At 62.6% G+C, this 22,973-nt stretch carries 24 protein-coding genes and 1 pseudogene; 10 read left to right on the top strand and 15 right to left on the bottom strand.

Annotation, left to right across the window (positions count from 1 at the left end; translation table 11 throughout):
• The first annotated feature begins 80 nt into the window (after window positions 1–80).
• Complete coding sequence (locus tag AAEQ75_RS02620) at window positions 81–971, top strand: universal stress protein (protein WP_343350811.1); 891 nt, start codon at window positions 81–83, stop codon at window positions 969–971.
• On the opposite strand, the gene AAEQ75_RS02615 is transcribed toward AAEQ75_RS02620, so the two are convergent.
• A complete protein-coding gene (locus AAEQ75_RS02615; RefSeq protein WP_343350810.1) occupies window positions 919–1,695 on the bottom strand; it encodes a lysophospholipid acyltransferase family protein in 777 nt (258 codons plus the stop codon). The two genes, AAEQ75_RS02620 and AAEQ75_RS02615, sit on opposite strands and share 53 nt — an antisense overlap.
• A gap of 151 nt (window positions 1,696–1,846) precedes the next feature.
• The gene (olsB, locus tag AAEQ75_RS02610; protein WP_099522304.1) at window positions 1,847–2,578 is read right to left on the bottom strand and encodes an L-ornithine N(alpha)-acyltransferase; all 732 of its coding nucleotides are present in this window, start codon (window positions 2,576–2,578) and stop codon (window positions 1,847–1,849) included.
• Between the two features lie 290 nt (window positions 2,579–2,868).
• Between olsB and AAEQ75_RS02605 the strand changes: the two genes are divergently transcribed.
• The 6 genes from AAEQ75_RS02605 to AAEQ75_RS02580 all read left to right on the top strand — a co-directional run bounded on the left by AAEQ75_RS02605 (window position 2,869) and on the right by AAEQ75_RS02580 (window position 7,989).
• Window positions 2,869–3,759, top strand: coding sequence for an acyl-CoA dehydrogenase family protein (locus AAEQ75_RS02605; RefSeq protein ID WP_343350809.1), 891 nt, complete (start codon window positions 2,869–2,871; stop codon window positions 3,757–3,759).
• Between the two features lie 66 nt (window positions 3,760–3,825).
• Window positions 3,826–4,611, top strand: a complete 786-nt coding sequence (locus AAEQ75_RS02600; protein WP_125836323.1) for an MBL fold metallo-hydrolase — start codon at window positions 3,826–3,828, stop codon at window positions 4,609–4,611.
• Window positions 4,612–4,694: 83 nt separating this feature from the next.
• Window positions 4,695–5,813: a serine hydrolase domain-containing protein gene (locus AAEQ75_RS02595; RefSeq protein ID WP_343350808.1), complete on the top strand. Its 1,119-nt coding sequence runs from the start codon at window positions 4,695–4,697 to the stop codon at window positions 5,811–5,813.
• Window positions 5,810–6,130, top strand: coding sequence for an amidase (locus AAEQ75_RS02590; RefSeq protein ID WP_343350807.1), 321 nt, complete (start codon window positions 5,810–5,812; stop codon window positions 6,128–6,130). The genes AAEQ75_RS02595 and AAEQ75_RS02590 overlap by 4 nt, the downstream gene beginning before the upstream one ends.
• 129 nt (window positions 6,131–6,259) lie before the next feature.
• Window positions 6,260–6,832 carry a YceI family protein gene (locus tag AAEQ75_RS02585; protein WP_343350806.1) on the top strand — a complete coding sequence of 191 codons (573 nt, stop codon included), beginning with the start codon at window positions 6,260–6,262 and terminating at the stop codon, window positions 6,830–6,832.
• A gap of 2 nt (window positions 6,833–6,834) precedes the next feature.
• Window positions 6,835–7,989 (top strand): phospholipase D-like domain-containing protein, encoded by a 1,155-nt coding sequence (locus tag AAEQ75_RS02580; RefSeq protein WP_343350805.1) that lies wholly within the window; start codon window positions 6,835–6,837, stop codon window positions 7,987–7,989.
• 39 nt (window positions 7,990–8,028) lie between these two features.
• Here AAEQ75_RS02580 and AAEQ75_RS02575 read toward each other — a convergent pair whose 3' ends face one another.
• The 4 genes from AAEQ75_RS02575 to AAEQ75_RS02560 all read right to left on the bottom strand — a co-directional run bounded on the left by AAEQ75_RS02575 (window position 8,029) and on the right by AAEQ75_RS02560 (window position 12,242).
• Window positions 8,029–9,372: a short-chain fatty acid transporter gene (locus AAEQ75_RS02575; protein ID WP_343350804.1), complete on the bottom strand. Its 1,344-nt coding sequence runs from the start codon at window positions 9,370–9,372 to the stop codon at window positions 8,029–8,031.
• A 183-nt stretch (window positions 9,373–9,555) separates the two neighbouring features.
• Entirely contained in the window at window positions 9,556–10,737 is a 1,182-nt protein-coding gene (locus AAEQ75_RS02570) for an acetyl-CoA C-acetyltransferase (protein ID WP_343350803.1), read from the bottom strand.
• 137 nt (window positions 10,738–10,874) lie between these two features.
• Window positions 10,875–11,531: a CoA transferase subunit B gene (locus AAEQ75_RS02565; RefSeq protein WP_343350802.1), complete on the bottom strand. Its 657-nt coding sequence runs from the start codon at window positions 11,529–11,531 to the stop codon at window positions 10,875–10,877.
• 12 nt (window positions 11,532–11,543) lie between these two features.
• Window positions 11,544–12,242: a CoA transferase subunit A gene (locus AAEQ75_RS02560; RefSeq protein WP_343350801.1), complete on the bottom strand. Its 699-nt coding sequence runs from the start codon at window positions 12,240–12,242 to the stop codon at window positions 11,544–11,546.
• A gap of 106 nt (window positions 12,243–12,348) precedes the next feature.
• Here AAEQ75_RS02560 and AAEQ75_RS02555 point away from each other — a divergent pair, with 106 nt between their 5' ends.
• Window positions 12,349–13,233 carry a LysR family transcriptional regulator gene (locus AAEQ75_RS02555; protein WP_343350800.1) on the top strand — a complete coding sequence of 295 codons (885 nt, stop codon included), beginning with the start codon at window positions 12,349–12,351 and terminating at the stop codon, window positions 13,231–13,233.
• Window positions 13,234–13,285: 52 nt separating this feature from the next.
• On the opposite strand, the gene AAEQ75_RS02550 is transcribed toward AAEQ75_RS02555, so the two are convergent.
• From AAEQ75_RS02550 to AAEQ75_RS02535, 4 genes and pseudogenes are all read right to left on the bottom strand, one after another.
• A complete protein-coding gene (locus AAEQ75_RS02550; protein ID WP_343350799.1) occupies window positions 13,286–13,879 on the bottom strand; it encodes a nucleotidyltransferase family protein in 594 nt (197 codons plus the stop codon).
• Window positions 13,880–13,881: 2 nt separating this feature from the next.
• Window positions 13,882–16,080, bottom strand: a complete 2,199-nt coding sequence (locus AAEQ75_RS02545) for an OsmC domain/YcaO domain-containing protein (protein ID WP_343350798.1) — start codon at window positions 16,078–16,080, stop codon at window positions 13,882–13,884.
• 128 nt (window positions 16,081–16,208) lie between these two features.
• A pseudogene (locus AAEQ75_RS02540) lies at window positions 16,209–16,403 on the bottom strand (LysR substrate-binding domain-containing protein); the annotation flags it as partial.
• Window positions 16,404–16,908: 505 nt separating this feature from the next.
• Entirely contained in the window at window positions 16,909–17,046 is a 138-nt protein-coding gene (locus AAEQ75_RS02535) for a hypothetical protein (RefSeq protein WP_343350797.1), read from the bottom strand.
• 45 nt (window positions 17,047–17,091) lie between these two features.
• Here AAEQ75_RS02535 and istA point away from each other — a divergent pair, with 45 nt between their 5' ends.
• Both istA and istB read left to right on the top strand, forming a co-directional pair.
• A complete protein-coding gene (gene istA, locus AAEQ75_RS02530) occupies window positions 17,092–18,591 on the top strand; it encodes an IS21-like element ISPst3 family transposase (RefSeq protein WP_153605164.1) in 1,500 nt (499 codons plus the stop codon).
• Complete coding sequence (gene istB / locus AAEQ75_RS02525) at window positions 18,584–19,387, top strand: IS21-like element ISPst3 family helper ATPase IstB (RefSeq protein WP_011911830.1); 804 nt, start codon at window positions 18,584–18,586, stop codon at window positions 19,385–19,387. Before istA ends, istB begins: the two co-directional genes overlap by 8 nt.
• Window positions 19,388–19,569: 182 nt before the next feature.
• Here the strand turns inward: istB and AAEQ75_RS02520 are convergent, their stop codons facing one another.
• The 5 genes from AAEQ75_RS02520 to AAEQ75_RS02500 form a co-directional block, all read right to left on the bottom strand.
• Entirely contained in the window at window positions 19,570–20,493 is a 924-nt protein-coding gene (locus AAEQ75_RS02520; RefSeq protein ID WP_343350796.1) for a hypothetical protein, read from the bottom strand.
• A gap of 95 nt (window positions 20,494–20,588) precedes the next feature.
• Window positions 20,589–21,236, bottom strand: coding sequence for a hypothetical protein (locus AAEQ75_RS02515; protein ID WP_343350795.1), 648 nt, complete (start codon window positions 21,234–21,236; stop codon window positions 20,589–20,591).
• Between the two features lie 83 nt (window positions 21,237–21,319).
• Window positions 21,320–21,784 carry a hypothetical protein gene (locus AAEQ75_RS02510; protein WP_343350794.1) on the bottom strand — a complete coding sequence of 155 codons (465 nt, stop codon included), beginning with the start codon at window positions 21,782–21,784 and terminating at the stop codon, window positions 21,320–21,322.
• Between the two features lie 208 nt (window positions 21,785–21,992).
• Complete coding sequence (locus AAEQ75_RS02505; protein WP_343350793.1) at window positions 21,993–22,802, bottom strand: hypothetical protein; 810 nt, start codon at window positions 22,800–22,802, stop codon at window positions 21,993–21,995.
• A gap of 2 nt (window positions 22,803–22,804) precedes the next feature.
• Window positions 22,805–22,969, bottom strand: coding sequence for a hypothetical protein (locus tag AAEQ75_RS02500; protein ID WP_343350792.1), 165 nt, complete (start codon window positions 22,967–22,969; stop codon window positions 22,805–22,807).
• Between the last annotated feature and the right edge of the window lie 4 nt (window positions 22,970–22,973).

Below are 22,973 nucleotides of genomic sequence, written 5' to 3'. Positions count from 1 at the left end.
GGACCTGACCTGCATCAAGGAGTACGAGGTAGCGAGGCGCTTGAATGTAACGCGGTGTTAAACCCATGGAGGAACACGAGATGATCAAGATTCTGGTAGCGACCGATCTGTCCGAACGTTCGGCGCACGCGGTACAGCGCGCCGTGCAATTGATCCGCCGCCAAGGTGGTGGCGAATGGGCCCTGCTGCACGTGATCGATGACGATGCGCCGGCTGCGCACGTGCAACGTCAGGTGCAGCAGGCCGAAACCCTGTTGCAGTCGCAGGCCGAACGCCTCGGCGAGCAGGCGGGCAGTGTGCCGCGGGTGATCGTGGGCACTGGTGAAGCCGCCTCGGTCATTGTCGAAAGCGCGCAAGGCATGGGCGCCGACCTGCTGGTGGTGGGCGCGCATCGCAAGTCGGCGCTGCGTGACTTCTTCGTCGGCACCACGCTCGAGCGGGTGGTGCGCAGCAGTCATCTGCCGGTGCTGCGGGTCAATGGTCCGGTGACCCATGAATACCGTCATGCGTTGCTGGCGATGGACCTTTCGCGCACCTCGCAGCAAGCCCTGAACCGGGTGCGTGAGCTGGGTCTGGCGAGCCTGGACGACCTGCATGTGGCCAGCGCGGTCGAGCCGGTTGTAGCGGGCGCGATGATGGAGGCGGGTATCAGCGCCGAGGTGCTGGAGAATCAGCGCGAGCTGCAGCGTCAGCAACTGGTGGAGCGCCTCAGTGCAGTCGGCGTGAGCCTGAGTCACGAGCGCCTGCTGGTGCAGATCGGCTCGCCGGAAGGGGTGATCGGCGAGGCCTTGCGTCAGTCTGGTGCGGACCTGCTGGTGCTTGGCACCCATGCCCGCGAAGGGGCGTCGCGTTTCTTCCTGGGCAGCGTTGCCAGTCGCTTGCTGGCCTCGCTCGACAGCGACGCCTTGATCGTACCGCCTAGGCCGCTGCGGCCGGTTGCGCCTCGGTTGTATCCAACTGCAGGGCGCTAGCGATGATGGCCTGGCTGTGCCGGGCCAGTTCGTTGCGGCTGCGTGATTCGCTGGGGATCGGCGCGAGCAGACGGATCTCGACCTCGCAGGCCGAGCTCGAGAGCAGGCGCAGCAGGTGCGAGAGCATGTCGTCGTCGCCCACGAACGGCGCCACCGGGCAGGGTTGGCCATCGCGCAAATAACGGATGGCCACCGGTTGCAGCGCCACGCCGCTGTCGATGGCGCTACTCAGCAGACGACCGTGAAAGGTGCGCAGGGCCAGGCCGTCAGTGGTGGTGCCTTCGGGAAAGATCAGCAGGTGATGGCCCTGCTGCAGGTGGCGGGTGAGCTGCTGGCTCACCTGGCTGCTGTCGCCTGCACCGCGGCGGATGAACAGCGTGCCGCCCTTGTGCGCCAGCCAGCCGGCCAGCGGCCAGCCGCGTACTTCCGCCTTGGACAGAAAGGACAGCGGCTGCAGGGCGCCCAGCAGCGGAATGTCGGTCCACGACACGTGGTTGGCGACCCACAGCATCGGTTGCGTGGGCAGCTCCCCCTCCACTCGTACGCGAAACGGCAGGGCGCCGCCCAGGCGCGCCAGGAACCAGCGGGTCAGACGTTGGCGCAGCGGCATCAGGTCGTGCCGAACTACCCGCTCGAACAGGCTGACGATGCCGGCCAGCAGGGCGCCAAAAGCGATTACCAGGGCCAGATGAAAGAGGCGCAGGGACAGACGCAGTTTGGCCATCGAGGCCTCCGCTTGAGGACGAGTGGCGGCATTATCCATTGATAGAGTCGTTTGGCGATGCTTGGGGGCATGCTGATGTGTAGGAGCGAGCTCTGCTCGCGAATGCTGGACACTCTCGTTCGCGAGCAGAGCTCGCTCCTACAGCCGGGTTTCAGACTGCCGCCTTGAAGTGCCGGGCGTAGCGTGGGCACAGCTCGTCGCGCTTGAGCAGGATGAACACGTCGGCGACCTGGAAATCCTTGTCCCAGCAGGGTTCACCGCAGATCTTCGCGCCCAGGCGCATGTAGGCCTTGAGCAGCGGCGGCATTTCGGCGATGACGTTGCCCGGCAGGTCCAGCTGCGGCAGCGGGTGTTTCGGCTCGGCACGCAGGTGCTCGGTGCACAGGTAGCGTTCACGCAGGCGCTGCATGACCGCATGGGCCTGGATGCCGCCGTCCTGCATGGAGATGCTGGCGCAGCCCATCAGGTAGCGGTAGCCGCCTTCATTGAGCACCTCAGCCAGCTCGCCCCAGAGCACGGCGATGGTGGCGCCGTTACGGTAGGCGACATCGACGCAGGTGCGGCCGATTTCCAGCACCGGGCCTTCGAGACCGGCAAGGCCGTGCAGGGCGAATTCTTCTTCGCTGTAGTAGCGGCCAAGGCCGGCCGCCGCCTGATGGTCGAGCAGGCGGGTGGTGGCCACCAGCTCGCCGCTTTCCAGGTCACGTACGCCGATATGGCGGCAGTGAATGTCGTAGTCGTCCATGTCCAGACCCAGTTCGGCGCCGTTGAGCTTGGCGTCGAATTCCGCGCTGAATACGCGGTAGCGCAAGGCCTGCGCTTCACGCAGGGCGGCGGGGCCTTGCAGGCGTTCGGCCTGCAGTCGGCGAGCAGTTTGAGTCATGCCAGATCCTCCGTGTGCCGGCTGGATGCTTGCAGCCGGTCGATCTTGTTGGGCAAGCTCAGGCTAGGTAGCTGCGGTGTCACCACCGTGAAGCTTTTTTGATGCTTATGTGACGGCGGCTCAGGTGGACACTTTTAAAAACGTAGGCGAGGCAGCCAGTGCAAGGCAAAAACAGGCGAAAAAGCGGAGTTTACGAGCTGTAAATGAGCATTTTGAGCCTGTTTTTACGCAGCAATGGCAACGCAGGTAGTTTTTAGAGGTGTCCGACTGCTGCTGCGAGGAGGTTTGTGATGCCCTGGTCGAGCCTGTTTCAGCCGGTCGAGCGTCTGACAGCCGACGCCGGGCTGGAAGACTGGTATGCGCGCCTGCTGGCGCGTCTGGGCGGCACGCCACAGCCCTTCGAACTGGCGCTGGTGGGCGGTTTGCAGGCGGCTACGCCTGGGCTGGCCTTTCTCGCTGGCTATCAGGCGGCGCTGCGTGTGCTGTGGCCGGCGGCGCCCTGGACGGCCGGTGCGCTGTGTGTGACGGAGAACCGCAGCACCCGCCCGGCGGACATGAACACGCGTATAGACGGTCTGCACATCGTGGGTCGCAAGGATTTTGTCACCGCCGCCGAATGCGCCGACTGGCTGCTGGTAGCGGCGCGCGAAGAAGGCGAAGGGCAGGCGCCGCGTCTAGCCCTCGGTGTGGTGCGCCAGGGCGCACCCGGCGTGCGCATCGAGCCGCTGCCTGCCTTGCCGCTGATGCCGGATATCGGCCATGCCCGTTTGCATCTGGATCAGGCGCAGGGCGAGCGTTTGGCAGGCGATGGCTGGGACGACTACGTCAAACCCTTTCGTACGCTGGAAGACGCGCACGTCCTCGCGGCAGTGGCGGCCTGGCTGTTCGGTGTCGGGCGCGAAAGCGCCTGGCCCGAATCCCTGCAGTTGCGTTTGCAGGCACTGTTGGCCGGCTGCGCCGAGGTGGCGCGGCAAGCGCCCAATGCTGCCACCACTCATCTGCTGCTCGCCGGCCTGTTCGCCCAACAGCAGGCGCTGGCTGGTGAATTGGATGACGCTTTCGCCACGGGGCCTACGCACTGGGCCGCGCTGTGGCAGCGCGACAAGGGTTTGCTGCGCATTGCAGAGGCGGCGCGCAGCAAACGCCTGGAGAAAGCGCGGCAGATTGTCGCCGGCTCTTGATCCATATCAGTACCCTCTCGGCAGTGTGCGCATAAGGTTGCCTCGCGATTCATCTACGAGGTTTCCATGCGCCGCGAGCCCATCGTGCTGTTCGATAACGGCAGCCACCAATGCCTGATGTTCGATGACCTGGTCAGCGGCGAAGGCGTGCAATCCAACCAGTTCCTGATCACCGACAATGAGCAGTACCTGCTGCTCGATCCAGGCGGCGACCTGACCTATACGCCGCTGTCGCTGGAGCTGTCCAAGCACATTCCGGTGCAGGACTTGACCTACATCTTCGCCTCGCACCAGGACCCGGACATCATCGCCTCGCTGGACAAGTGGCTGCTGCACACCCGCGCGCGGGTGATCTGCTCCAAGCTGTGGGCGCGTTTTCTGCCGCACCTGACCGCCAACTACCTGGTGCTGAGCCGCGGCATCAACACCTTCGATCGCATCATCGCGCTGCCGGATCGAGGCCAGAGCATCCCGCTGGGCAAATGCTCGCTCAAGGCCGTGCCGGCGCACTTCCTGCACTCGGTGGGCAACTTCCAGGTGTACGACCCGGTGAGCAAGATTCTCTTCTCCGGCGACATGGGCGCCTCGCTGGTGGATGACGCCACGCCGGTGCGCGACTTCGTCAACCATGTGCCGAACATGGAAGGCTTCCACCGGCGTTACATGGCTGGTAACAAGGCCTGTCGGCTGTGGGCGGCGATGGTGCGGCAGATGGACGTGGCGATGATCGTGCCGCAGCATGGCCGGCCCTTCGTCGGCCCGGAAATGATCAGCGCCTTCCTCTACTGGATCGAGAATCTCGAATGCGGTCTCGATCTGATGGGGCCTGAGGATTACCAACTGCCCAAATGAAGGCTGGCGATGGCGGTTTCGTCGCTTCAAGCCGTCATCATCGCCGTGCTAGGGTGCGCCACGATTTCTGATCGAGGCCGCCCATGCCCACTTCCTTGCTTCGTCGACTGAGCCTGGCGCTCGGTTTCAGCCTGGCTGTCAGCACCGCCGTGGCGGAAAGCTGGCCGCAAGCTGACTGGCAGAGCCAACCCGCACCACCGTCCGCCGCCATCGCCAAGCTGGAGGCCTATGCCTTTGCCCCGCGCGACGATGCCGAACGCAAAGGTGTGCGCACCGATGCGCTGCTGGTGATCCGCGATGGGCAGATCGTCTACGAACGCTACGCCGAGCCGACCACCGCGCAGACGCCGCACCTCTCCTGGTCGATGGCCAAGAGCCTGCTCGCCACCACCCTCGGTGTGGCCTATGGCGAGGGGCGCTTCAAGCTCGATGCACCGGTGGCGCAGTACTACCCGCCGATGGCGGACCACCCGCAGATCAAGATCGGTCACCTGCTCAACTGGGCCTCGGGCCTGGCTTGGCAGGAGGACTACGAGTACGCGCCGCTGAAATCCTCGGTGGTGGCCATGCTCTATACCCGTGGCCGCGATGATATGGCCGCGTTTACCGCCGCACATGAGGCCGATGCCGCGCCGGGAACGCGCTTTCGTTATTCCAGCGGCGACAGCAACCTGCTGGCGGCAGCTCTGCGTGGCATGGTCGGCGAGCGGGCTTACGCCGACTATCCCTGGACTGCATTGTTCGAGCCGCTGGGTATCAGCAGCGCGACCTGGGAACGCGATGCCAGCGGCACCTTCATCGCCTCGTCCTACGCTTACATGACTGCGCGCGACCTGGCCCGTGTCGGCCTGCTGATGCAGCGCGGTGGCCGTTGGGGTGAGCGCCAGTTGCTGCCGGCAGCCTGGGTCGATTTTGTCGCCACGCCCTTCGCCGGCTATCAACCACAGGGCTTCGCGCCTGGCGACGCGGTGCCGGGCGGGCACTGGTGGCTCAACGCTGAACTGCCGGGTAGCACGCGGCCCTGGCCGGATGCGCCAGCCGACACCATCGCCGCGCTCGGACATTGGGGTCAGGGCGTGTACGTGATGCCGCAGGAAAACCTGGTGGTGGTGCGTTACGCCGATGACCGCGATGGCAGCTTCCAGCACAACGAGCTGCTCAAGCGCGTGCGTGCGGCCTTCGCCGTGGGGGTGCAGCCATGATCCGTCGTCACCCGATTCTCAGCGCGCTGGCACTGCTGCTGATTCTGCTGCTGGCCTGGGCATGGCCGAACCGCGTTTACCTGCAAGCGTTTCCGGACATCATCGGCGCCTACACGGCCAAGGAATACTGCTCCTGCCGTTACGTCAGCGGTAACCCGGCGGCCTACTGTGAAGGCTATGTCGTGCAGTACGTGCCGATTAGCAGCCTGCTGGATGACGAAAGCGCCAAGCGTGTGGCCGCCAGCGGCCTAGGCCGCACCCACAGCGCAGCCTGGCTGGGTGAGCGGCAGGGCTGCCAGTTGCTGCCGAGCAAGTAGGGCGGGTGAAACCCGCCACCTCGGCAGCGGCGGGTTGCCCCCGCCCTACGGTGCTGTGTGCGTTGGGCTTTGCAAGGCCTGCGCTGGCGACTATCGTTGCCGCTTGGTCATGCCGTTTTCCGAGTCCCCATGCGCCTTTCGTTTTTCGCCCTGCTGCTTGCTGCCGCCTTGCCCGTCCACGCCGACTGGTATCTGGACAACGAGTCCTCGCGGCTGTCGTTCATTTCTACCCACTCCGGCAGCCAGTCGGAGGTGCATCGCTTTCTCACCCTGCATGGGCAGATCGCCGCTGATGGGCGTGCGCGCCTGCGGGTGGGTCTGGATTCTGTAAGCACCGGTATCGCGCTGCGCGATGAGCGCTTGCGCAGCCTGCTGTTCGATACCTCGCGCCTGCCCGAGGCGCGCATCAGCGCTCAGGTCAACCTGCCACAACTCACCGACCTGGCGCCCGGCGCGCAGCTGGAACTGCGCCTGCCGCTGCAACTGACCCTCAACGAGCACAGCCGCGAGCTGGACAGCGAGCTACTGGTGACTCGCCTGGATGATCGACGCTTTCAGGTGGTGACCCTGGCTCCGCTGGTGTTGCACGCCGAAGACTTCGCCCTGGCCAGTGGCGTCGAGGCGCTGCGCAAGGTCGCTGACCTGCCGGCCATCAGCCTGTCGGTGCCGGTGGGCGCCGTGCTGATCTTCACGGCGCGTTGAGCGTGCACAAGCGCGGCCGCATCTTTCCTTGGCGGGGCGGCAATCGCTTCGAGTTGCTACTGGACGGGCCGGCGTTCTTCCCACGCATGCTGGCGGCCATCGAGGGCGCGCTGCAGCAGGTGGAAATCGAGCTTTATCTGATCGAGGACGGCCGCTGCAGTGAGCGCCTGGTCGATGCCCTGTGCCGGGCGGCCGAGCGCGGCGTGGCGGTGCGCGGCCTGTTCGATGCCTATGGTGCGGCGGGGCTGGGTGCTGCGCTGCGTGAGCGGATGGCGGCCGCGGGCGTGCAGCTGCGCTGGTACAACCCGGTGCGCTGGCGGCGTGGCATCCGCAATTTTCACCGCGACCACCGCAAGCTGCTGCTGGTGGACCAACGCCTGGCTTACGTCGGCGGCACCGGTTCTACCGACGAGTTCTGGCTGCCAGAGGAACCCCGCAGCCCCTGGCACGAAGTCATGGTGGAAATGGAAGGGCCGCTGGTGGGCGACTGGCAGCAGTTGTTCGAGCAACTCTGGCTGGCGCGTTTTTCCTGGCGCCCCAGCCATCAGCCGGCCGCGCTGAGCCTGCCCGAATGCCCGCCAGCAGGGATTGGCCTGGGGCGTGTGGCCTATGCCGACGCGGCGCAGCACCGCGACATCCTGCTGTCGCTGCTACGTGCCTTGCGCGGGGCCAAGCAGCGGGTCTGGCTGGCAACGCCGTACTTCCTGCCTACCTGGAAAATCCGCCGTGCCCTGCGCCGCGCAGCGGCCCGTGGCGTCGAAGTGCGCCTGTTGCTGGCCGGGCGCCACACTGACCATCCTCCAGTGCGTTTTGCTGGCCAGCGCTACTACCCCAAGTTGCTCAGGGCAGGGGTACGCATCTTCGAATACCAGCCACGTTTCCTGCACCTGAAGATGGTCCTGGTGGACGACTGGGTCAGCGTCGGCTCGTGCAACTTCGACCACTGGAACCTGCGCTTCAACCTCGACGCCAACGTCGAGGCGCTCGACCCGGACTTTACCCAGGCCGTGACGGCCAGCTTCATCGAGGACTTTGGCGTCAGCCGCGAAATCACCCTCGACGACTGGCGTCAGCGCCCCTGGTGGCGTCGTGCGCAGCAGCGGTTGTGGGGATGGCTGGATCGGCTGGCGGTGAATCTGTTGGATCGTTGGCGTTGAGAAAGGCCCGCTCAGGACGGCGAGCGGGCCTGAAAGCACTTAGCCGAGGAAGTAGAACGCGCCGCAGATCACCACGCCCGAGTACAGCAGCATCATCAGGCAGTAGCCCATGATGTCGCGGGCGCCGAGGCCGACGATGCCGAGCAGCGGCAGCGCCCAGAACGGCTGGATCATGTTGGTCCAGGCGTCACCCCAGGCAATTGCCATGGCGGTGACGGTCGGCGAAACACCCAGAGCCTGGGCGGCTGGCAGCATGATCGGGCCTTGCACGGCCCACTGGCCGCCACCGGACGGGACGAACACGTTGACCACGCCTGCGCTGAGGAAGGCCAGCAGCGGGAAGGTGTCGGCCGAGGACCAGGAAATGAAGGCTTCGGTGATCTGCCGGCCGAGCGAGATACCGTCGGCATTGGCGCCCATCATCATGCCCATGATCCCTGCGTAGAAGGGGAACAGCAGGACGATGCCGCCGATGCCGCGCACGCTTTCGTCCACCGCACGCATGTAGCGCTCCGGAGTGCCGTGCATCAGCAGGCCGCTGAACAGGAAGATGGCGATGACCACGTCCAGGCCAAGCACGAAACCCTTGGTGGCGAAGTGGTTGAACAGATAGATGCCAGCCATGGCCACCAGTGCCAGACCGAGGATGCGGCTATCGTCCAGGCGCTGCGCCGGGGTTTCACGGGACGGCAGTTCCGCACGCGATTCCACCAGTTTGGCCGGGTCGGCGACCTTGGCGCCCTGGCGCGGGTGCATGGCGCGGTTGAGCAGCGGCAGGCCGATCACCAGGAGCGCGACGATGGTCAGGTTGAGGGTGCTGAACAGGGTTTCGGTGATGCTTACCGGGTCGGTCAGTACGCCTGCAGTGATGCGTGCCAGATCCGGGCCGCCGGTGGCCAGGGAGAGCGGCACCGAACCGGCCAGGCCGCCGTGCCAGACCAGGAAGCCCGAGTAGGCCGACGCCACCAGCAGCGGGTAGTCGACACCGTCGACCTTGCGCGCGAGGGCGCGAGCGAATACCGCGCCGATCACCAGGCCAAAACCCCAGTTGACCCAGCAGCCGACCAGCGCCACCAGGGTGACCATGATGATTGCCTGACCGGGGGTGCGGGCCATACCGGCCAGGCGATCGAGTTGGCGGTTGATGATCGGTGCGCTGGCCAGTGCATGGCCGGTGACGAAGATCAGCGCCATCTGCATGGCGAAACCGAGCAGTGTCCAGAAGCCGCCGCTCCAGTGCTGCACCATGGCCGGTAGCGATTGGCCGGTGGAGAAGATACCAGCCAGTAGTACGCCCAGCGTGAGCAAGGCGGAGAACACGAAGGGCGAAGGCAGGTACTTCTGTACCAGGCTCACGCTCATGCGGGTGAGGGTATTGAACATCGATGACGCCTCTTTCTTATGGTTGTGTAAGGGCTGTTCCAGGCATTCAGGTCGGTTGTGCCTGGCGGGTGGAAATGACAACGCCCGGCCGGAGCCGAGCGAGTGGTTGTGTTGCTCCGTAGGGCGGGTGAAACCCGCCGGTTCCGATAGTGGCGGGTTGCACCCGCCCTACGGTTTCGCGCTTTACTCGCGTTCGATGGCCAGCGCTACGCCCTGGCCGCCACCGATGCACAGCGTGGCCAGGCCTTTCTTGGCATCGCGGCGGATCATCTCGTGCAACAGGCTGACCAGCACGCGGCAGCCCGAGGCGCCGATGGGGTGGCCGAGGGCGATGGCGCCACCGTTGACGTTGACCTTGTCGGCATCCCAGCCCAGTTCCTGGCCGACGGACAGCGCCTGAGCGGCGAAGGCTTCGTTGGCTTCGATCAGGTCAAGGTCGGCCAGGCTCCAGCCGGCCTTGTCCAGGCAACGGCGGGTAGCCGATACCGGGGCGATGCCCATGATCGCCGGATCGACGCCGGCATTGGCATAGCCAGCGATCTTCGCCAGCACGGGCAGACCCAGCGCCTGCGCTTTGGCTGCGCTCATCAGCAGCACGGCAGCGGCGCCGTCGTTGAGGCTGGAGGCGTTGCCGGCGGTGACGCTGCCGTCCTTCTTGAATGCGGGTTTGAGCTTGGCCAGGGATTCGGCGGTGGTGCCGGCGCGTGGCTGCTCGTCACGAGCGAAGGCGATCGGGTCGCCCTTGCGCTGCGGGATCAGCACTGGAGTGATTTCAGCGTCGAAGCGACCGGCCTCGATGGCAGCCACGGCCTTTTGTTGCGATGCAGCGGCGAAGGCGTCCTGGGCTTCACGGCTAATGCCGTACTTCTCCACCAGATTCTCGGCGGTGATGCCCATGTGGTAGTCGTTGAAGGCATCCCACAGGCCGTCGACGATCATGCTGTCGAGCATCTGTGCGTGACCCATGCGCAGACCGGTGCGGGCTTTGGGCAGCACGTAGGGCGCCAGGCTCATATTCTCCATGCCGCCGGCGATGATCACCTCGGCGTCGCCGCAGCGAATGGCCTGGGTGGCCAGGTGCAGGGCTTTCAGGCCCGAGCCGCAGACCTTGTTCAGGGTCATGGCAGGTACGGCATGGGGCAGGCCGGCGTGGATGGCGGCCTGGCGTGCGGGGTTCTGGCCACTGCCAGCGGTGAGCACCTGGCCGAGAATGACTTCATCGACCTGGGCGGCGTCGAGGCCGGTTTGCTCCAGCAGGCGCTTGATGACGATGGCGCCGAGTTCCGGCGCGGGGATGTCGGCCAGGCTGCCCTGGAAGCTGCCGATGGCGGTGCGGGTGGCGGCGACGATGACGACGTCTTGCATGGGTAATCCTCTGGGTACGGTAGGACGGAGAGCTTCGCGGATGAATCCGCTCCTACAGGGAGTGCAGCAGATAACACCAAATAAAAACACCCCGCAAAACGCCAGTCGTGGTGGCGCTCTGCAGGGCGGTAGTCAACCTAGAACTGCATTTCCGGGACGTGCTCGGGGACGATCAGCTTGCCGGCGGTCTTGGCGACGATTTCCTCGACGCTCACGCCCGGTGCACGCTCGCGCAGGACGAAGGCGTTGTTCTCGATCTCCAGGTAGGCCAGGTCGGTCAGCACCTTGCGAATGCAACCGCTGCCGGTCAGTGGCAGGCTGCAACGCTCGAGCAGTTTGGACTCGCCGTCCTTGGACGCGTGGGTCATGGTGACGATGATGTTGTCGGCGCCGGCCACCAGGTCCATGGCGCCGCCCATGCCTTTGACCAGTTTGCCGGGGATCATCCAGGACGCGATGTTGCCGTGTACGTCCACCTCGAAGGCGCCGAGCACGGTCAGGTCGACATGGCCGCCACGGATCATGGCGAAGGATTGTGCCGAGTCGAAGATCGCTGCGCCCTTGATCGCGGTGACGGTCTGCTTGCCGGCGTTGATCATGTCGGCGTCCACTTCCTCTTCGGTGGGGAAGGCGCCCATGCCGAGCAGGCCGTTCTCCGACTGCAGCATCACGGCCATGCCCTCGGGCACATAGTTGGCCACCAGAGTCGGGATGCCGATGCCGAGGTTGACGTAGAAGCCGTCCTGCAACTCGCGGGCGACGCGCTGGGCCATTTGTTCACGGGTCAGTGCCATGCTGGTCTCTCCTCAGGCGCGCAGGGTGCGTTTTTCGATGCGTTTCTCGAAGCTGCCGCAGATCAGCCGGTCGACGTAGATGCCGGGGGTGTGAATCAGCGTAGGGTCGAGTTCACCGGGCTCGACGATCTCTTCGACCTCGACCACGGTGATGCGCCCGGCGGTGGCGACCACCGGGTTGAAGTTCTGCGCGGTGTGGCGGTAGACCACGTTACCGAAGTGGTCGGCCTTCCAGCCTTTGACGATGGCGAAGTCGCCGGTGATGGCCGGTTCGAGGATGTAGTGGCGGCCATTGATCTCGCGCGCTTCCTTGCCTTCGGCGACCGGGGTGCCGTAGCCGGTGGCGGTGAAGAACGCGGGGATGCCGGCGCCGCCAGCGCGCAGCTTCTCGGCCAGGGTGCCTTGTGGGGTCAGTTCGACTTCCAGCTCGCCGGAGAGCAGTTGCTGCTCGAACAGGGCGTTCTCGCCGACGTAGGAGGCGATCATCTTGCGAATCTGCCGGTCTTCCAGCAGTACGCCGAGGCCGAAGCCGTCGACGCCGCAGTTGTTGGACACCACGGTCAGATCGCGCACCCCACGGCGGCGGATCTCGGCGATCAGGTTCTCGGGGATGCCACACAGGCCGAAACCGCCGGCCAGCACAGTCATGCCGTCCTGCAGGCCGTCCAGGGCTTCTGCATAGCTGCCGACGCGTTTGTCGAGTCCGCTCATTAGAGGCTGCCTCTTTTGTTTTTATCTGGGGTGAGACCAAGCTTCAGTGCTGCCGTCTTATTTGTTAAGTTTGTTTTTCCTCTTGATTGATCAGGTAAGTAAATTAATGACCGTCAAACAGCTACGCGCCTTTCTTGCCGTAGCGCAGAGCCTGAGCTTCGTCCAGGCCTGTGAACGCCTGCATCTGTCGCAGCCGGCACTGAGCCTGGCGATCAAGAATCTGGAGCAATCGCTCGGCGGCCAGTTGCTGGTACGTACCACCCGCAGTGTGGCGCTGACGCCGGAAGGCGAGACGCTGTTGCCGATTGCCGTGCGTCTGCTGGCCGATTGGGACAACGCCGAGGATCTGCTGCACCAGCACTTCACCCTGCAGATGGGCAAGGTGGCGGTGGCAGCCATGCCGTCGTTCGCCGGCAACCGCCTGCCGGCGGCGCTGCGCGCCTTCCGCGACGCCTACCCACGGGTCAACGTGGCGGTGCACGACGTGATCAACGAACAGGTGATGGAGATGGTGCGCGACGGTCGCGTCGAGCTGGGCATCGCCTTCGAACCGGCAACCCTCGATGGCCTGCAGTTCACGCCGCTGTACGAGGATCGTTTCGTCGCTGTGGTGCCGGTCGCCAGCAAGTTGGCCGAGCAGTCCGCGCTGACCTGGGCACAGCTGCTGGAGCAGCCCTTCATCACCCTGCAACGGCCTTCGGCGGTGCGCCTGCTGCTGGAAGACAGTGTGATCTCCAGCCACGGCAAGCTGCCGGTAGCGTTCGAAAGTCATCAGTTGGTGACGGTCGGGCGTATGGTCGCCGAAGGCCTCGGCGTCAGCGCCGTGCCGCAACTGTGCCGGCAGCAGATGGAAGAGCTGGGCGCCCGCTGCCTACCGCTGAGCGAGCCACAGGTGTCGCGTCGCGTCGGCCTGCTGCACCAGGCCGGGCATCAGCTATCCAGCGCGGCGCAGGCATTGAGCGAGGTGCTGCTGCATCAGGCCGGGCAGTAGGGCGGGTGAAACCCGCCGCCTGCGTTGTGGCGAGTGAATCCCCTTGGCGGACCTAGAACTGAGACAGGTCTGCCGGGGTGTCGATGTCCTGCAGTACGCCAGGATCGTCCAGCTCGACGATACGCACAGCCTCGGGGTGCTGCTGCAGCACAGGCTTGGCGCCGGCATCGCCGCTCAGCGCCGCGAGCTGCGGCCAGAAAGCGCGGCCGAACAGCACCGGATGGCCGCGCTTGCCCTGATAGCTGGGCAGCACGATGGTGTTCGCGCTGGAGTGGGCGATCAGGGTTTCCAGGCTGTCCCGCTGTATCGACGGCATATCGGCGAGAAAGATCGCCAAGACGTCAGCGTTGGATTCGGCCAGTAGATGCTCTGCACCTGCCGCCAGGCTGTGGCCCATGCCCTGGGCTGTTAGCGGGTGCTGGACGAGCTTGATGCTGGCGGGTAATCCCATCTCCGCGATGGACTCGTCCGGGCGCAACACCAGCCAGATTTCTTCGAGCATCGAGCAGGGCAGTGCCAGGCTGGCCGCCAGTAGCGAGCGACCGTCGGCCAGTGTTGCACGCCGCTTGTCGGCGCCGAAGCGGCGGCTGTAGCCGGCCGCCAGCATCAGTGCGGCGACCCTCTGGACTGGGCGCTCGTTGGCCATGTTCAACTGGCCAGACCTGCCGCTTTGGCGCGGGCGGTATGCAGTTTCTTGTAGCTGTCGATCAGGCGCAGGTGCTTGTCCAGGCCCTCCAGCTGCATGCTGGTCGGTGTCAGGCCATGGAAGCGCACGCTGCCGTCCACCGAGCCGATCACCGCGTCCATACGCTCGCTGCCGAACATGCGCCGCAGGTTGTGCTCGTAGTTGGCCAGCTCCAGCTCGTCGTCCAGCTGGATCTCCAGTACGGCGTTGACTGCCTGGTAGAACAGGCCGCGCTCGACGGTGTTGTCGTTGTACTGCAGGAAGGCCTCGACCAACTCCTTGGCGTCGTCGTATTTCTTCAGCGCCAGGTTGATCAGCAGCTTCAGCTCGAGAATGGTCAGTTGGCCCCACACCGTGTTGTCGTCGAACTCGACGCCGATCAACGTGGTGATGTCGGTGTAGTCGTCGACTTCGGCGTTGTTGAGGTTGCGCAGCAGCGACTTGAGATCGCGATCGCTCAGGGCGTGCAGGTTGAGGATGTCCTTGCGAAACAGCAGCGCCTTGTTGGTGTTGTCCCAGATCAGGTCTTCGGCCGGGTAGATCTCCGAGTAGCCCGGCACCAGGATGCGGCAGGCGTTGGCACCGAGGTCGTCATAGGTGGCCACGTAGACCTCCTTGCCCATGTCCTCGAGGATGCCGAACAGCGTTGCGGCTTCCTGCTCATTCGAGTCGCTGCCTTCGCCGGAGAAATCCCATTCGACGAATTCGAAGTCCGGCGTGGCGCCGAAGAAGCGCCAGGAGACCACGCCGCTGGAATCGATGAAGTGCTCGACGAAGTTGTTCGGCTCGGTCAGCGCCAGGCTGTCGAAGGTTGGCTGCGGCAGGTCGTTGAGGCCTTCGAAGCTGCGGCCCTGGAGCAGCTCGGTAAGGCTGCGCTCCAGCGCCACTTCCAGGCTCGGATGGGCGCCGAAGGAGGCGAACACGCCGCCGGTGCGCGGGTTCATCAGGGTCACGCACATCACCGGGAATTCACCGCCGAGCGAGGCATCCTTGACCAGCACCGGGAAGCCTTGCTCCTCCAGGCCCTGGATACCGGCGACGATGCCCGGGTACTTGGCCAGCACCTCCTGCGGCACGTCCGGCAGGCACAGCTCGCCTTCGAGGATCTCGCGTTTCACCGCCCGCTCGAATATCTCCGACAGGCACTGCACCTGGGCTTCGGCCAGGGTGTTGCCGGCGCTCATGCCGTTGGACAGGTACAGGTTCTCGATCAGGTTGGACGGGAAGTACACCGTCTCGCCGTCGCTCCTGCGCACGAATGGCAGCGAACAGATGCCGCGCAGGGTGTTGCCCGAGTTGGTGTCATACAGGTGCGAGCCGCGCAGCTCGCCATCCGGGTTGTAGATGGCCAGGCAGTGTTCGTCGAGAATTTCCTCGGGCAACGCATCTTTCGGCCCCGGCTTGAACCAGCGCTCGTTGGGGTAATGGACGAACTCGGCGCCCGCGATGTCCTCGCCCCAGAACTGGTCGTTGTAGAAGAAGTTGCAGTTCAGCCGCTCGATGAACTCGCCCAGAGCCGAGGCCAGGGCGCTCTCCTTGGTCGATCCCTTACCGTTGGTGAAGCACAGGTTCGACTGCGCGTCGCGAATATGCAGCGACCAGACGTTGGGCACGATATTGCGCCAGGAGGCGATCTCGATCTTCATCCCGAGATCCGCGAGGATGCCCGACATGTTGGCAATGGTCTGCTCCAGCGGCAGATCCTTGCCTGGAATGTAGGTGGTGGTGTCACTCACCGGCATCAGCAGCGCCTGGGCATCGGCGTCGAGGTTTTCCACCTCTTCGATGATGAACTCGGGACCCTGCTGCACCACCTTCTTCACCGTGCAGCGGTCGATGGAGCGCAGGATGCCCAGGCGATCCTTCTGGGAAATGTCCGCCGGCAGCTCGACCTGGATCTTGAAGATCTGCGCGTAGCGGTTCTCCGGGTCGACGATGTTGTTCTGCGACAGGCGGATGTTCTCGGTGGGAATGTCGCGTGTCTGGCAGTACAGCTTGACGAAGTACGCCGCGCACAACGCCGAGGAGGCCAGGAAATAGTCGAACGGCCCCGGCGCCGAGCCATCACCCTTGTAGCGGATCGGCTGATCGGCGATCACCGTGAAGTCATCGAACTTGGCTTCGAGGCGAAGGTTGTCGAGAAAGTTGACCTTGATTTCCATGGGGCAATACCAGCGAGCGAAACAAAATGGCCGCCATTATCCGGGTTTTCGGCGGCCTGTCTTGCTTGGCGGCTGGCGACGAAGGCGCGCCGGACCGGCGGCGAGTGCGACGCCGGCCCGGCGATAGCTCAGCTTTCGGGTTCGGCGAGGCTGCTGGTGCCGATGGAGGTATAGCTCGGCCATTGCCGCAGCAGGGTTTCGACGAACTGTTCGGCCGCTGGTGACAGTGAAGAGCCGCGGCGGCGCACCAGGCCAAGGGTGCGGCTGATTACCGGGTCTACCAGCGGGCGGCTGACCAGAATCGGATGATCCTCGGCCGGCATGATGGAGCCGGTATTTCTTGGGGGGCATGTGTCGGTATGTGTGGGTCTCTGTGTGTAAGCCGACACAGATTTAATACCTCTGACAGACCGCCGTGGCGCGTTTTCAAACCGGAAAAGCGACGGAAAACGTTTTGTCGGTTGTTGAGGTAGAGGCGACAGCCGCGGATGGGCTCCGCGGGCAGGGAGGCTGTCATAAAGCTGGTATAACCCAGCCAGAACAGCCTCAAAAGACACAAAAAAGGCACTGTAGCTATACGCTAAGCGCCTGATTTATAGAGCTAAAATGGTGGTGGGATGGCACCTCGCACCAAACTGCTATTTGAAAGTACGCAATCGAAGCGCTGCGGGCTGCTGCGAACTCCATCGAAAAGCCTGCTGGATTGTAGGCCTGCACACAGGTTTTCCAACCTTGGTTGTCACCGGAAACGGACATCAAACCCATCTGCTTTCCAGCGCCAGTTAAATTCCCCCATACACGGAATCGAACCCGCGTCCGCACGGTGGTTCAAACGGTGGGCTCGGCGGCTGCGTCATTGTCGGCGGCGGGGGCGGTGAGCCGCCGAATCGTCAGGGTGTTGCCGCTGACCGAAAACTGACCCAGTAGAGGCTGTTCTGCCGACTGAAAACTGACCCAGGTGTTCAACTGCTTCTGCTCAATTTTTGAGCAGGAGAACACAGGGTGATCAGTATGGAAATGATGGGCAAAATTCGGCGGATGTATTTCCGCGACAAGCTGTCGCTGCATGAGATAGCCAAGCGCACCGGGCTGGCGCGCAACACGATTCGCAAGTGGGTCAGAGCACCTGAGGCCAAGCAGCCGGTGTACCAACGCCGCGCGATCTTTAACAAACTCAGCCCTTTTCACGCCACGCTAGAGCAGGCGCTAAAAGCCGATTCGCTGCGCCCCAAGCAACAGCGGCGCAGTGCCAAGGCGCTGTTGGCGCAAATCAAAGCCGATGGTTATGACGGTGGCTACAGCCAGCTCACCGCGTTTATCCGTGCCTGGCGAGGGGGACAGGGCAAGGCGTCGCAGGCCTTTGTGCCGCTGACCTTTGCTCTTGGCGAGGCGTTTCAGTTTGACTGGAGCGAGGAAGGCTTGCTGGTCGGCGGCATTTACCGGCGTATGCAGGTGGCACATCTGAAGCTGTGTGCCAGCCGTGCGTTCTGGCTTGTGGCGTATCCGAGCCAGGGCCATGAGATGTTATTTGACGCCCATACACGCTCGTTCGGCGCCTTGGGCGGCGTGCCGCGCCGGGGCATCTACGACAACATGAAGACCGCCGTCGACAAGGTCAATAAGGGCAAAGGCCGGGCGGTGAATGCACGCTTTGCGGTGATGTGCGCGCATTACCTGTTCGATCCGGACTTCTGCAACGTCGCCGCTGGTTGGGAAAAGGGCATCGTTGAAAAGAACGTGCAAGACAGCCGCAGGCGTATCTGGCTAGACGCCCAGGACTGTCAGTTTCACTCCTTCGAGGAACTCAATGCCTGGCTGGGCCAGCGCTGCCGCGCGCTTTGGAACGAGCTGACGCACCCTCAATACAGCGGGCTGAGTGTGGCCGAAGTGCTTGAGTTGGAGCGCGCTGAACTGATGCCTGTGCCAGCGCCATTCGACGGTTACGTCGAGCGGCCTGCGCGGGTCTCCAGCACCTGCCTGGTCAGCGTCGGGCGCAACCGCTACTCGGTGCCGTGTGAGTACGCGGGTAAGTGGGTCAGCAGCCGTTTGTATCCGACGCGAATCGAGGTGGTGGCTGACGACGCGCTGATCGCCAGCCATGTCCGCTTGCTGGATCGCGACCAGGTCAGCTATGACTGGCAGCACTACCTCCCGCTGATCGAACGCAAGCCCGGTGCGCTGCGCAACGGCGCGCCCTTTGCTGATCTGCCGGCGCCGCTGCGTCAACTTAAGCACGGTCTGGGGCGTCATGCCGGCGGTGACCGGATCATGGCGCAAGTTCTGGCTGCCGTACCGGTCGCCGGGCTCGATGCGGTGTTGGTGGCTGTTGAGCTGGTACTGGAAAGCGGCAGCCTGAGCGCCGAACACATCCTCAATGTCGTGGCGCGCCTGGCCGCGACCGAACCACCACCCAGCGTCGAAACCCACTTGTCGCTCAAGGAAGCCCCCGTCGCTAACACGGCGCGCTACGACCGCCTGCGTGGCCAGGCCGAGGAGGTCGGTCATGCGTGATTTGATGGCGGAACTCAAGGAGCTGCGCCTGCACGGCATGGCCACGGCCTGGGCGGAGTTAACTGCACAGGGTGAGTCGAACACAGCCTCGTCCAAGTGGCTGCTCGAACACCTGCTGGAACAAGAGCACACAGATCGCGCCATGCGCTCGGTGAGCCACCAGATGAACATGGCCAAGCTGCCGATGCACCGCGATCTGGCCAGCTTCGATTTCAACGCCTCTAGCGCCGACGCACGCCTGATCAGCGAGCTGGCCAGCCTGGCCTTTACCGACACCGCGCAGAACGTGGTGCTGATCGGTGGGCCAGGCACCGGTAAAACCCACCTAGCCACCGCGCTGGCCGTGTCCGGCATCACCCGGCATGGCAAGCGCGTGCGCTTCTACTCCACGGTCGATCTGGTCAATCTGCTGGAGCGCGAAAAACACGACGGCAAAGCCGGGCGGATCGCCCAGGCACTGCTGCGCATGGATCTGGTCATCCTCGACGAACTGGGTTATCTGCCGTTCAGCCAGGCTGGCGGTGCGTTGCTGTTTCACCTGCTGTCCAAGCTGTACGAACACACCAGCGTGGTGATCACCACCAACCTGAGCTTCGCCGAATGGTCGAGCGTGTTCGGCGACGCCAAGATGACCACCGCCCTGCTGGATCGGCTGACCCACCACTGCCACATCGTCGAAACCGGTAACGAGTCCTATCGCCTGCAACACAGTAGCTTGGCGGCCCAGGCCAAGATCAAATCACGCGAGCGAAAGCGTAAGGGCGGCCAGGAACCGGAGGACGATGAGCCGTTCTGATTTCATGGTGACGACGGCCTGCTGCATGGCTGCATGTGGCAGGTCTTCAACAGCTGAACTGGGACAGCGAGGGAGTGGGGGCAACAGCAGCTGCGCTGGTAGACTTATCCACAGTTGCTGGTAACAAAATCAGCAATCCGCCCTGGGTCAAATTTCAATCGGCAGGGTGGGTCAATTTTCCATCAGCGCCAACAGTCAAAGCCCAACTTCTTGATATTGGGTTCTTTCTTGTTGTCTAAATATCCGATGAACGCGCGTTTCAGGAATCGGGCGGTGGTGGCAACGAAGATGGTAGGTCCCACCTTGGCCCGCTCGAACGGTAGAACGTGATCGATGATTTGGATCTTAGCCCGATCACGGTCGTCCTTGGCGCGCTGAAAACGCTCGTGAATGGTCTGGAACTCAGAGCCAATCTTTTCCCGGATTACAGCCTTGGCCAAGTCTTGCAACGCATAGAGCAGCCGGCTTTTAGCGGCATCAATCCGACGCTCAAGGTCAGCTTCTCGCAGGTAGTCGGTGACCCCTGACTTCAGGAATCGAGTCTGCTCCGCCTCAGTGATCTTGAGTCCACTAATCGCGCTACTCAGTTCGCCAATAGTCTCGCGGTAGTAGTCAGTTTTGAGAGTCCTAGTCCAGCCGACGTAGAGATCTTCATTGCAAATACCCGATACCCAGCCGACAAAATTTAGGTCGGATAAGTCCTGTTCCGCCAGGAAGCTGAGGATACTGACGCCCTGAGCAGCCGCCTTCTCCTGGGTTGCCTTAGAGACGTCTATCTGTGCCTTGTGCGGGGTGATAAAGAACAGGTTGCGGTGGCCACCACGTTCGCCACGCACTGCTGCGTGCTCGATGAACTGGTCGAACACGTTGTAGGACTTGCCGAAGCCGGTGCCGTCGTTGGCGAAACTTACCGAAGGGTTAGGCTTGGCGTGCCCATTGAAAAACGGTGCCAGCCTGGCCCGGTGCGAATTTATCTCGTCGCTAAGCGCAGCACTGATTGCTCCCTTACGCGAAGGAGTGATGCCGGCGAATAGGTCGCCATTGGGTAGCGGTGGGGTCTCTGGAGGGTTACTACCACCCTTTTCGTCTCTAAGTTTCTTCTGCATGGCGGCAATCCTTCGCTTGTCGAGGTAGCTGCTGTTGCTCCCTCAAAAATAGATTGATGGTTATTCATCTATTCAAGATGAGCCGGCGTCCAACGTCAGCCAACCACTGGGTAGTTGGCATCGCCCCATAGTGTGTCTGGGTTGTCCAGCATGATCTGGATGATCAATGGCACCAGTTTGCCTAGCAGGCTGCAGCAGTCTCGGAGTTGATCCCTGTTCACTCGGCCATTCCAGGTCGCTCCGCCATGAATGAGCTGGTTCCGCAGGGTGTAGATCCGATTGAACATCACACCGAGTACTGCTGGTGTGTTGCGGTTGGCCAGCGCTAAAGCTGCTGCTTTTTTTCCACTGGCAAAACGTTCTTTCCACTGTTCTGCGCTGATTTTTCCGCTTTGATGATCCCAGAAACTTTGGAAGACATACTGGTTGTCCAGCAGCACCCGAATGCTGCTAGGGAACTCCGACCAGACGAGCTTCTCGATGCTGTTGGTGCTATCAAGTGAGCAAAGCTTTTCGAGAAAGGCTTTGAAGGTTTCCTGCTCGGATAATCGCAATTGCTCGTCGATATCGGTGGCGTAGGCAGCGTTGAATGCGATCCACAGAAAAATGAATCGGCCATCACTGTCTTCTGCTTGTTCTGCTCGGTTTAGCCAGCTCAGTGCTCGATGCAGTCGTAGGCTGAGATTGGGATGCTGTTGGTCGCGCTCTTGGCGGTGACGTTCCTTCAAAGCTTGGTAGTGCATGCAATAACTCCCTTTACTGAAAACCAGACCATACCAAGGCTTTGAGGAAGGCAGTAATGATTTTGACTGACTGGAGTGGTGCGCTAATGGTCGAAGTCGCGTGCCAGATGCTTCCATGGCAGATGTCGAATAGCGCTTGAAATCACCTCCGCCAGAGGTTGCGTATGGCACTCGTCCACAAACCAGGTGACCACCATTTGAGAGCCATCGAACATTGGCGTTATAGGCTCAGCGCTGGTCAGCCATACATGCAGGTTGAGTCGGGGTAGGGTAGGGTGTGCCGGATCACTGACATCCACTGCAGGTGGAATCATGTAAGTCTGGCGTTCTCCCCATAACGCCTCGTGGCGAATCAGCGCGCGCTCCATGATCATGATATTGAGGCTCTCATTGGGCGCTCCTTCAATGAGTCCTCCATAGGTCAGGTCGTAGATGAAGGCTTCAACGGAGACTGATTGTCCGCAGTCCAGCCGGATGTCCAGGGCTGGGGAGGTAGAAGACGAGCCATAATTCGTTCTCTGAGGTGTGTAACAGTTCGGCGGATTCAAGTCGGTGTAGAAGCTCGGTCAATAGGGCTTCCTCCGCGCTGCTGAGCATTCGAGGTCGGCGTCGTTGGTGCCAGGCGATGTGTTGATCTGTCGGTCGACATGTCTTCAGTGTTCGGCGAAAGCATCTTGAAAGTTCTTTCATTCGTTGCCTCCCAGTCAGGCTGAAGAACCTGTCCCGAATATTGGCGAGGATGGTGCCGTTGCTTTGTTATGGGGCTCGAAACGTCAGAAGCTTCAGGCCAAAGCCTGAATAGTTCGGGCTCACCCAGATAGTGGTTATGCATTCGAGTTCGATGCTTCGTTCCAGCGCTCTGACAATATCGACGTAATCACCAAGACATGTATCCATGCCGCCCTCAATGATCAGGATTTCACCTTCCGAGTGAATTGGATTGGTTGCGTCCACGGACGCTAGTAGAGCATCCAGAGCAGTCCTAGGTGTCGAGCCCCAGCCAGAGATCACTGTGGCAATGCACTCAATAGGTGGCTGCCACCTGCAATAGCTTTCCCAGTCCAGACCTGATGGCCAGCCTATCTCCCGGGAGAGATATAAGCTTGCCCAAAAATCTGTAAGGTCCTTTTCTGACCTCCAGTGATAAATGCGAAATCCAGGCTGTAGTTTTGTCTCGCTGTGTTCATAACGATGGATGTGCACGCTGCTTCCCAGGCTCTGCAGAAGCTCTTGCGGTGGTGTGCAGGTAGAAAGGCCATGAAACCAATGGATCTCATCAAAAAGGTGTTGCGGGCGCCATGCCTGATCCAAACCATAAGCCGTAAAGCGGTGCCTTGCCGGGCTGGATAGATGTTTATGCATGGCCCCTGCAATACGCTCGTTGAGTCGGTCAGCTTCCGCTTGCGTAGCGGCAATCAGCCCAACTTGGTTCACCACCAGGCATGGGCTCTCTTGTGCAGCTGTCTGACTCGTGGCGCTGTGTGGGCTTTCGAGAGTCTCTCCTTGGTTGATCAGGTAGTACAGATACTCTCGAAGCCCCGATTTGCTTGCGTGTGGCTTGGGCACCTTCAGCGCACCTGCACGGGGGCGTTCACGCATTTGTAGCCGGGGTACTGGGCCTCGGCTGTCACTCGTGCCATCTCGGAGCTGACGGCCTGTACCGTGATCGTAAAGTTGGCGCGCGGTCCCGCATTGGGCGTCACGCGTTGCAGGAAGGCAGAGTAGGTCTTCATCGCT

Origin of the sequence: Pseudomonas sediminis, from assembly GCF_039555755.1 — a bacterium.
Lineage (GTDB): Bacteria > Pseudomonadota > Gammaproteobacteria > Pseudomonadales > Pseudomonadaceae > Aquipseudomonas > Aquipseudomonas mendocina_D.
This window is presented reverse-complemented; position numbering and strand designations above follow the sequence as displayed.

Excerpts from the sequence above, each read along its gene's own strand:
- AAEQ75_RS02620 (WP_343350811.1), top strand. The coding sequence starts at position 81 with ATGATCAAGATTCTGGTAGCGACCGATCTGTCCGAACGTTCGGCGCAC.
- AAEQ75_RS02615 (WP_343350810.1), bottom strand. The coding sequence starts at position 1,695 with ATGGCCAAACTGCGTCTGTCCCTGCGCCTCTTTCATCTGGCCCTGGTA.
- olsB (WP_099522304.1), bottom strand. The coding sequence starts at position 2,578 with ATGACTCAAACTGCTCGCCGACTGCAGGCCGAACGCCTGCAAGGCCCC.
- AAEQ75_RS02605 (WP_343350809.1), top strand. The coding sequence starts at position 2,869 with ATGCCCTGGTCGAGCCTGTTTCAGCCGGTCGAGCGTCTGACAGCCGAC.
- AAEQ75_RS02600 (WP_125836323.1), top strand. The coding sequence starts at position 3,826 with ATGCGCCGCGAGCCCATCGTGCTGTTCGATAACGGCAGCCACCAATGC.
- AAEQ75_RS02595 (WP_343350808.1), top strand. The coding sequence starts at position 4,695 with ATGCCCACTTCCTTGCTTCGTCGACTGAGCCTGGCGCTCGGTTTCAGC.
- AAEQ75_RS02590 (WP_343350807.1), top strand. The coding sequence starts at position 5,810 with ATGATCCGTCGTCACCCGATTCTCAGCGCGCTGGCACTGCTGCTGATT.
- AAEQ75_RS02585 (WP_343350806.1), top strand. The coding sequence starts at position 6,260 with ATGCGCCTTTCGTTTTTCGCCCTGCTGCTTGCTGCCGCCTTGCCCGTC.
- AAEQ75_RS02575 (WP_343350804.1), bottom strand. The coding sequence starts at position 9,372 with ATGTTCAATACCCTCACCCGCATGAGCGTGAGCCTGGTACAGAAGTAC.
- AAEQ75_RS02570 (WP_343350803.1), bottom strand. The coding sequence starts at position 10,737 with ATGCAAGACGTCGTCATCGTCGCCGCCACCCGCACCGCCATCGGCAGC.
- AAEQ75_RS02565 (WP_343350802.1), bottom strand. The coding sequence starts at position 11,531 with ATGGCACTGACCCGTGAACAAATGGCCCAGCGCGTCGCCCGCGAGTTG.
- AAEQ75_RS02560 (WP_343350801.1), bottom strand. The coding sequence starts at position 12,242 with ATGAGCGGACTCGACAAACGCGTCGGCAGCTATGCAGAAGCCCTGGAC.
- AAEQ75_RS02555 (WP_343350800.1), top strand. The coding sequence starts at position 12,349 with ATGACCGTCAAACAGCTACGCGCCTTTCTTGCCGTAGCGCAGAGCCTG.
- AAEQ75_RS02550 (WP_343350799.1), bottom strand. The coding sequence starts at position 13,879 with ATGGCCAACGAGCGCCCAGTCCAGAGGGTCGCCGCACTGATGCTGGCG.
- AAEQ75_RS02545 (WP_343350798.1), bottom strand. The coding sequence starts at position 16,080 with ATGGAAATCAAGGTCAACTTTCTCGACAACCTTCGCCTCGAAGCCAAG.
- istA (WP_153605164.1), top strand. The coding sequence starts at position 17,092 with ATGGAAATGATGGGCAAAATTCGGCGGATGTATTTCCGCGACAAGCTG.
- istB (WP_011911830.1), top strand. The coding sequence starts at position 18,584 with ATGCGTGATTTGATGGCGGAACTCAAGGAGCTGCGCCTGCACGGCATG.
- AAEQ75_RS02520 (WP_343350796.1), bottom strand. The coding sequence starts at position 20,493 with ATGCAGAAGAAACTTAGAGACGAAAAGGGTGGTAGTAACCCTCCAGAG.
- AAEQ75_RS02515 (WP_343350795.1), bottom strand. The coding sequence starts at position 21,236 with ATGCACTACCAAGCTTTGAAGGAACGTCACCGCCAAGAGCGCGACCAA.
- AAEQ75_RS02500 (WP_343350792.1), bottom strand. The coding sequence starts at position 22,969 with ATGAAGACCTACTCTGCCTTCCTGCAACGCGTGACGCCCAATGCGGGA.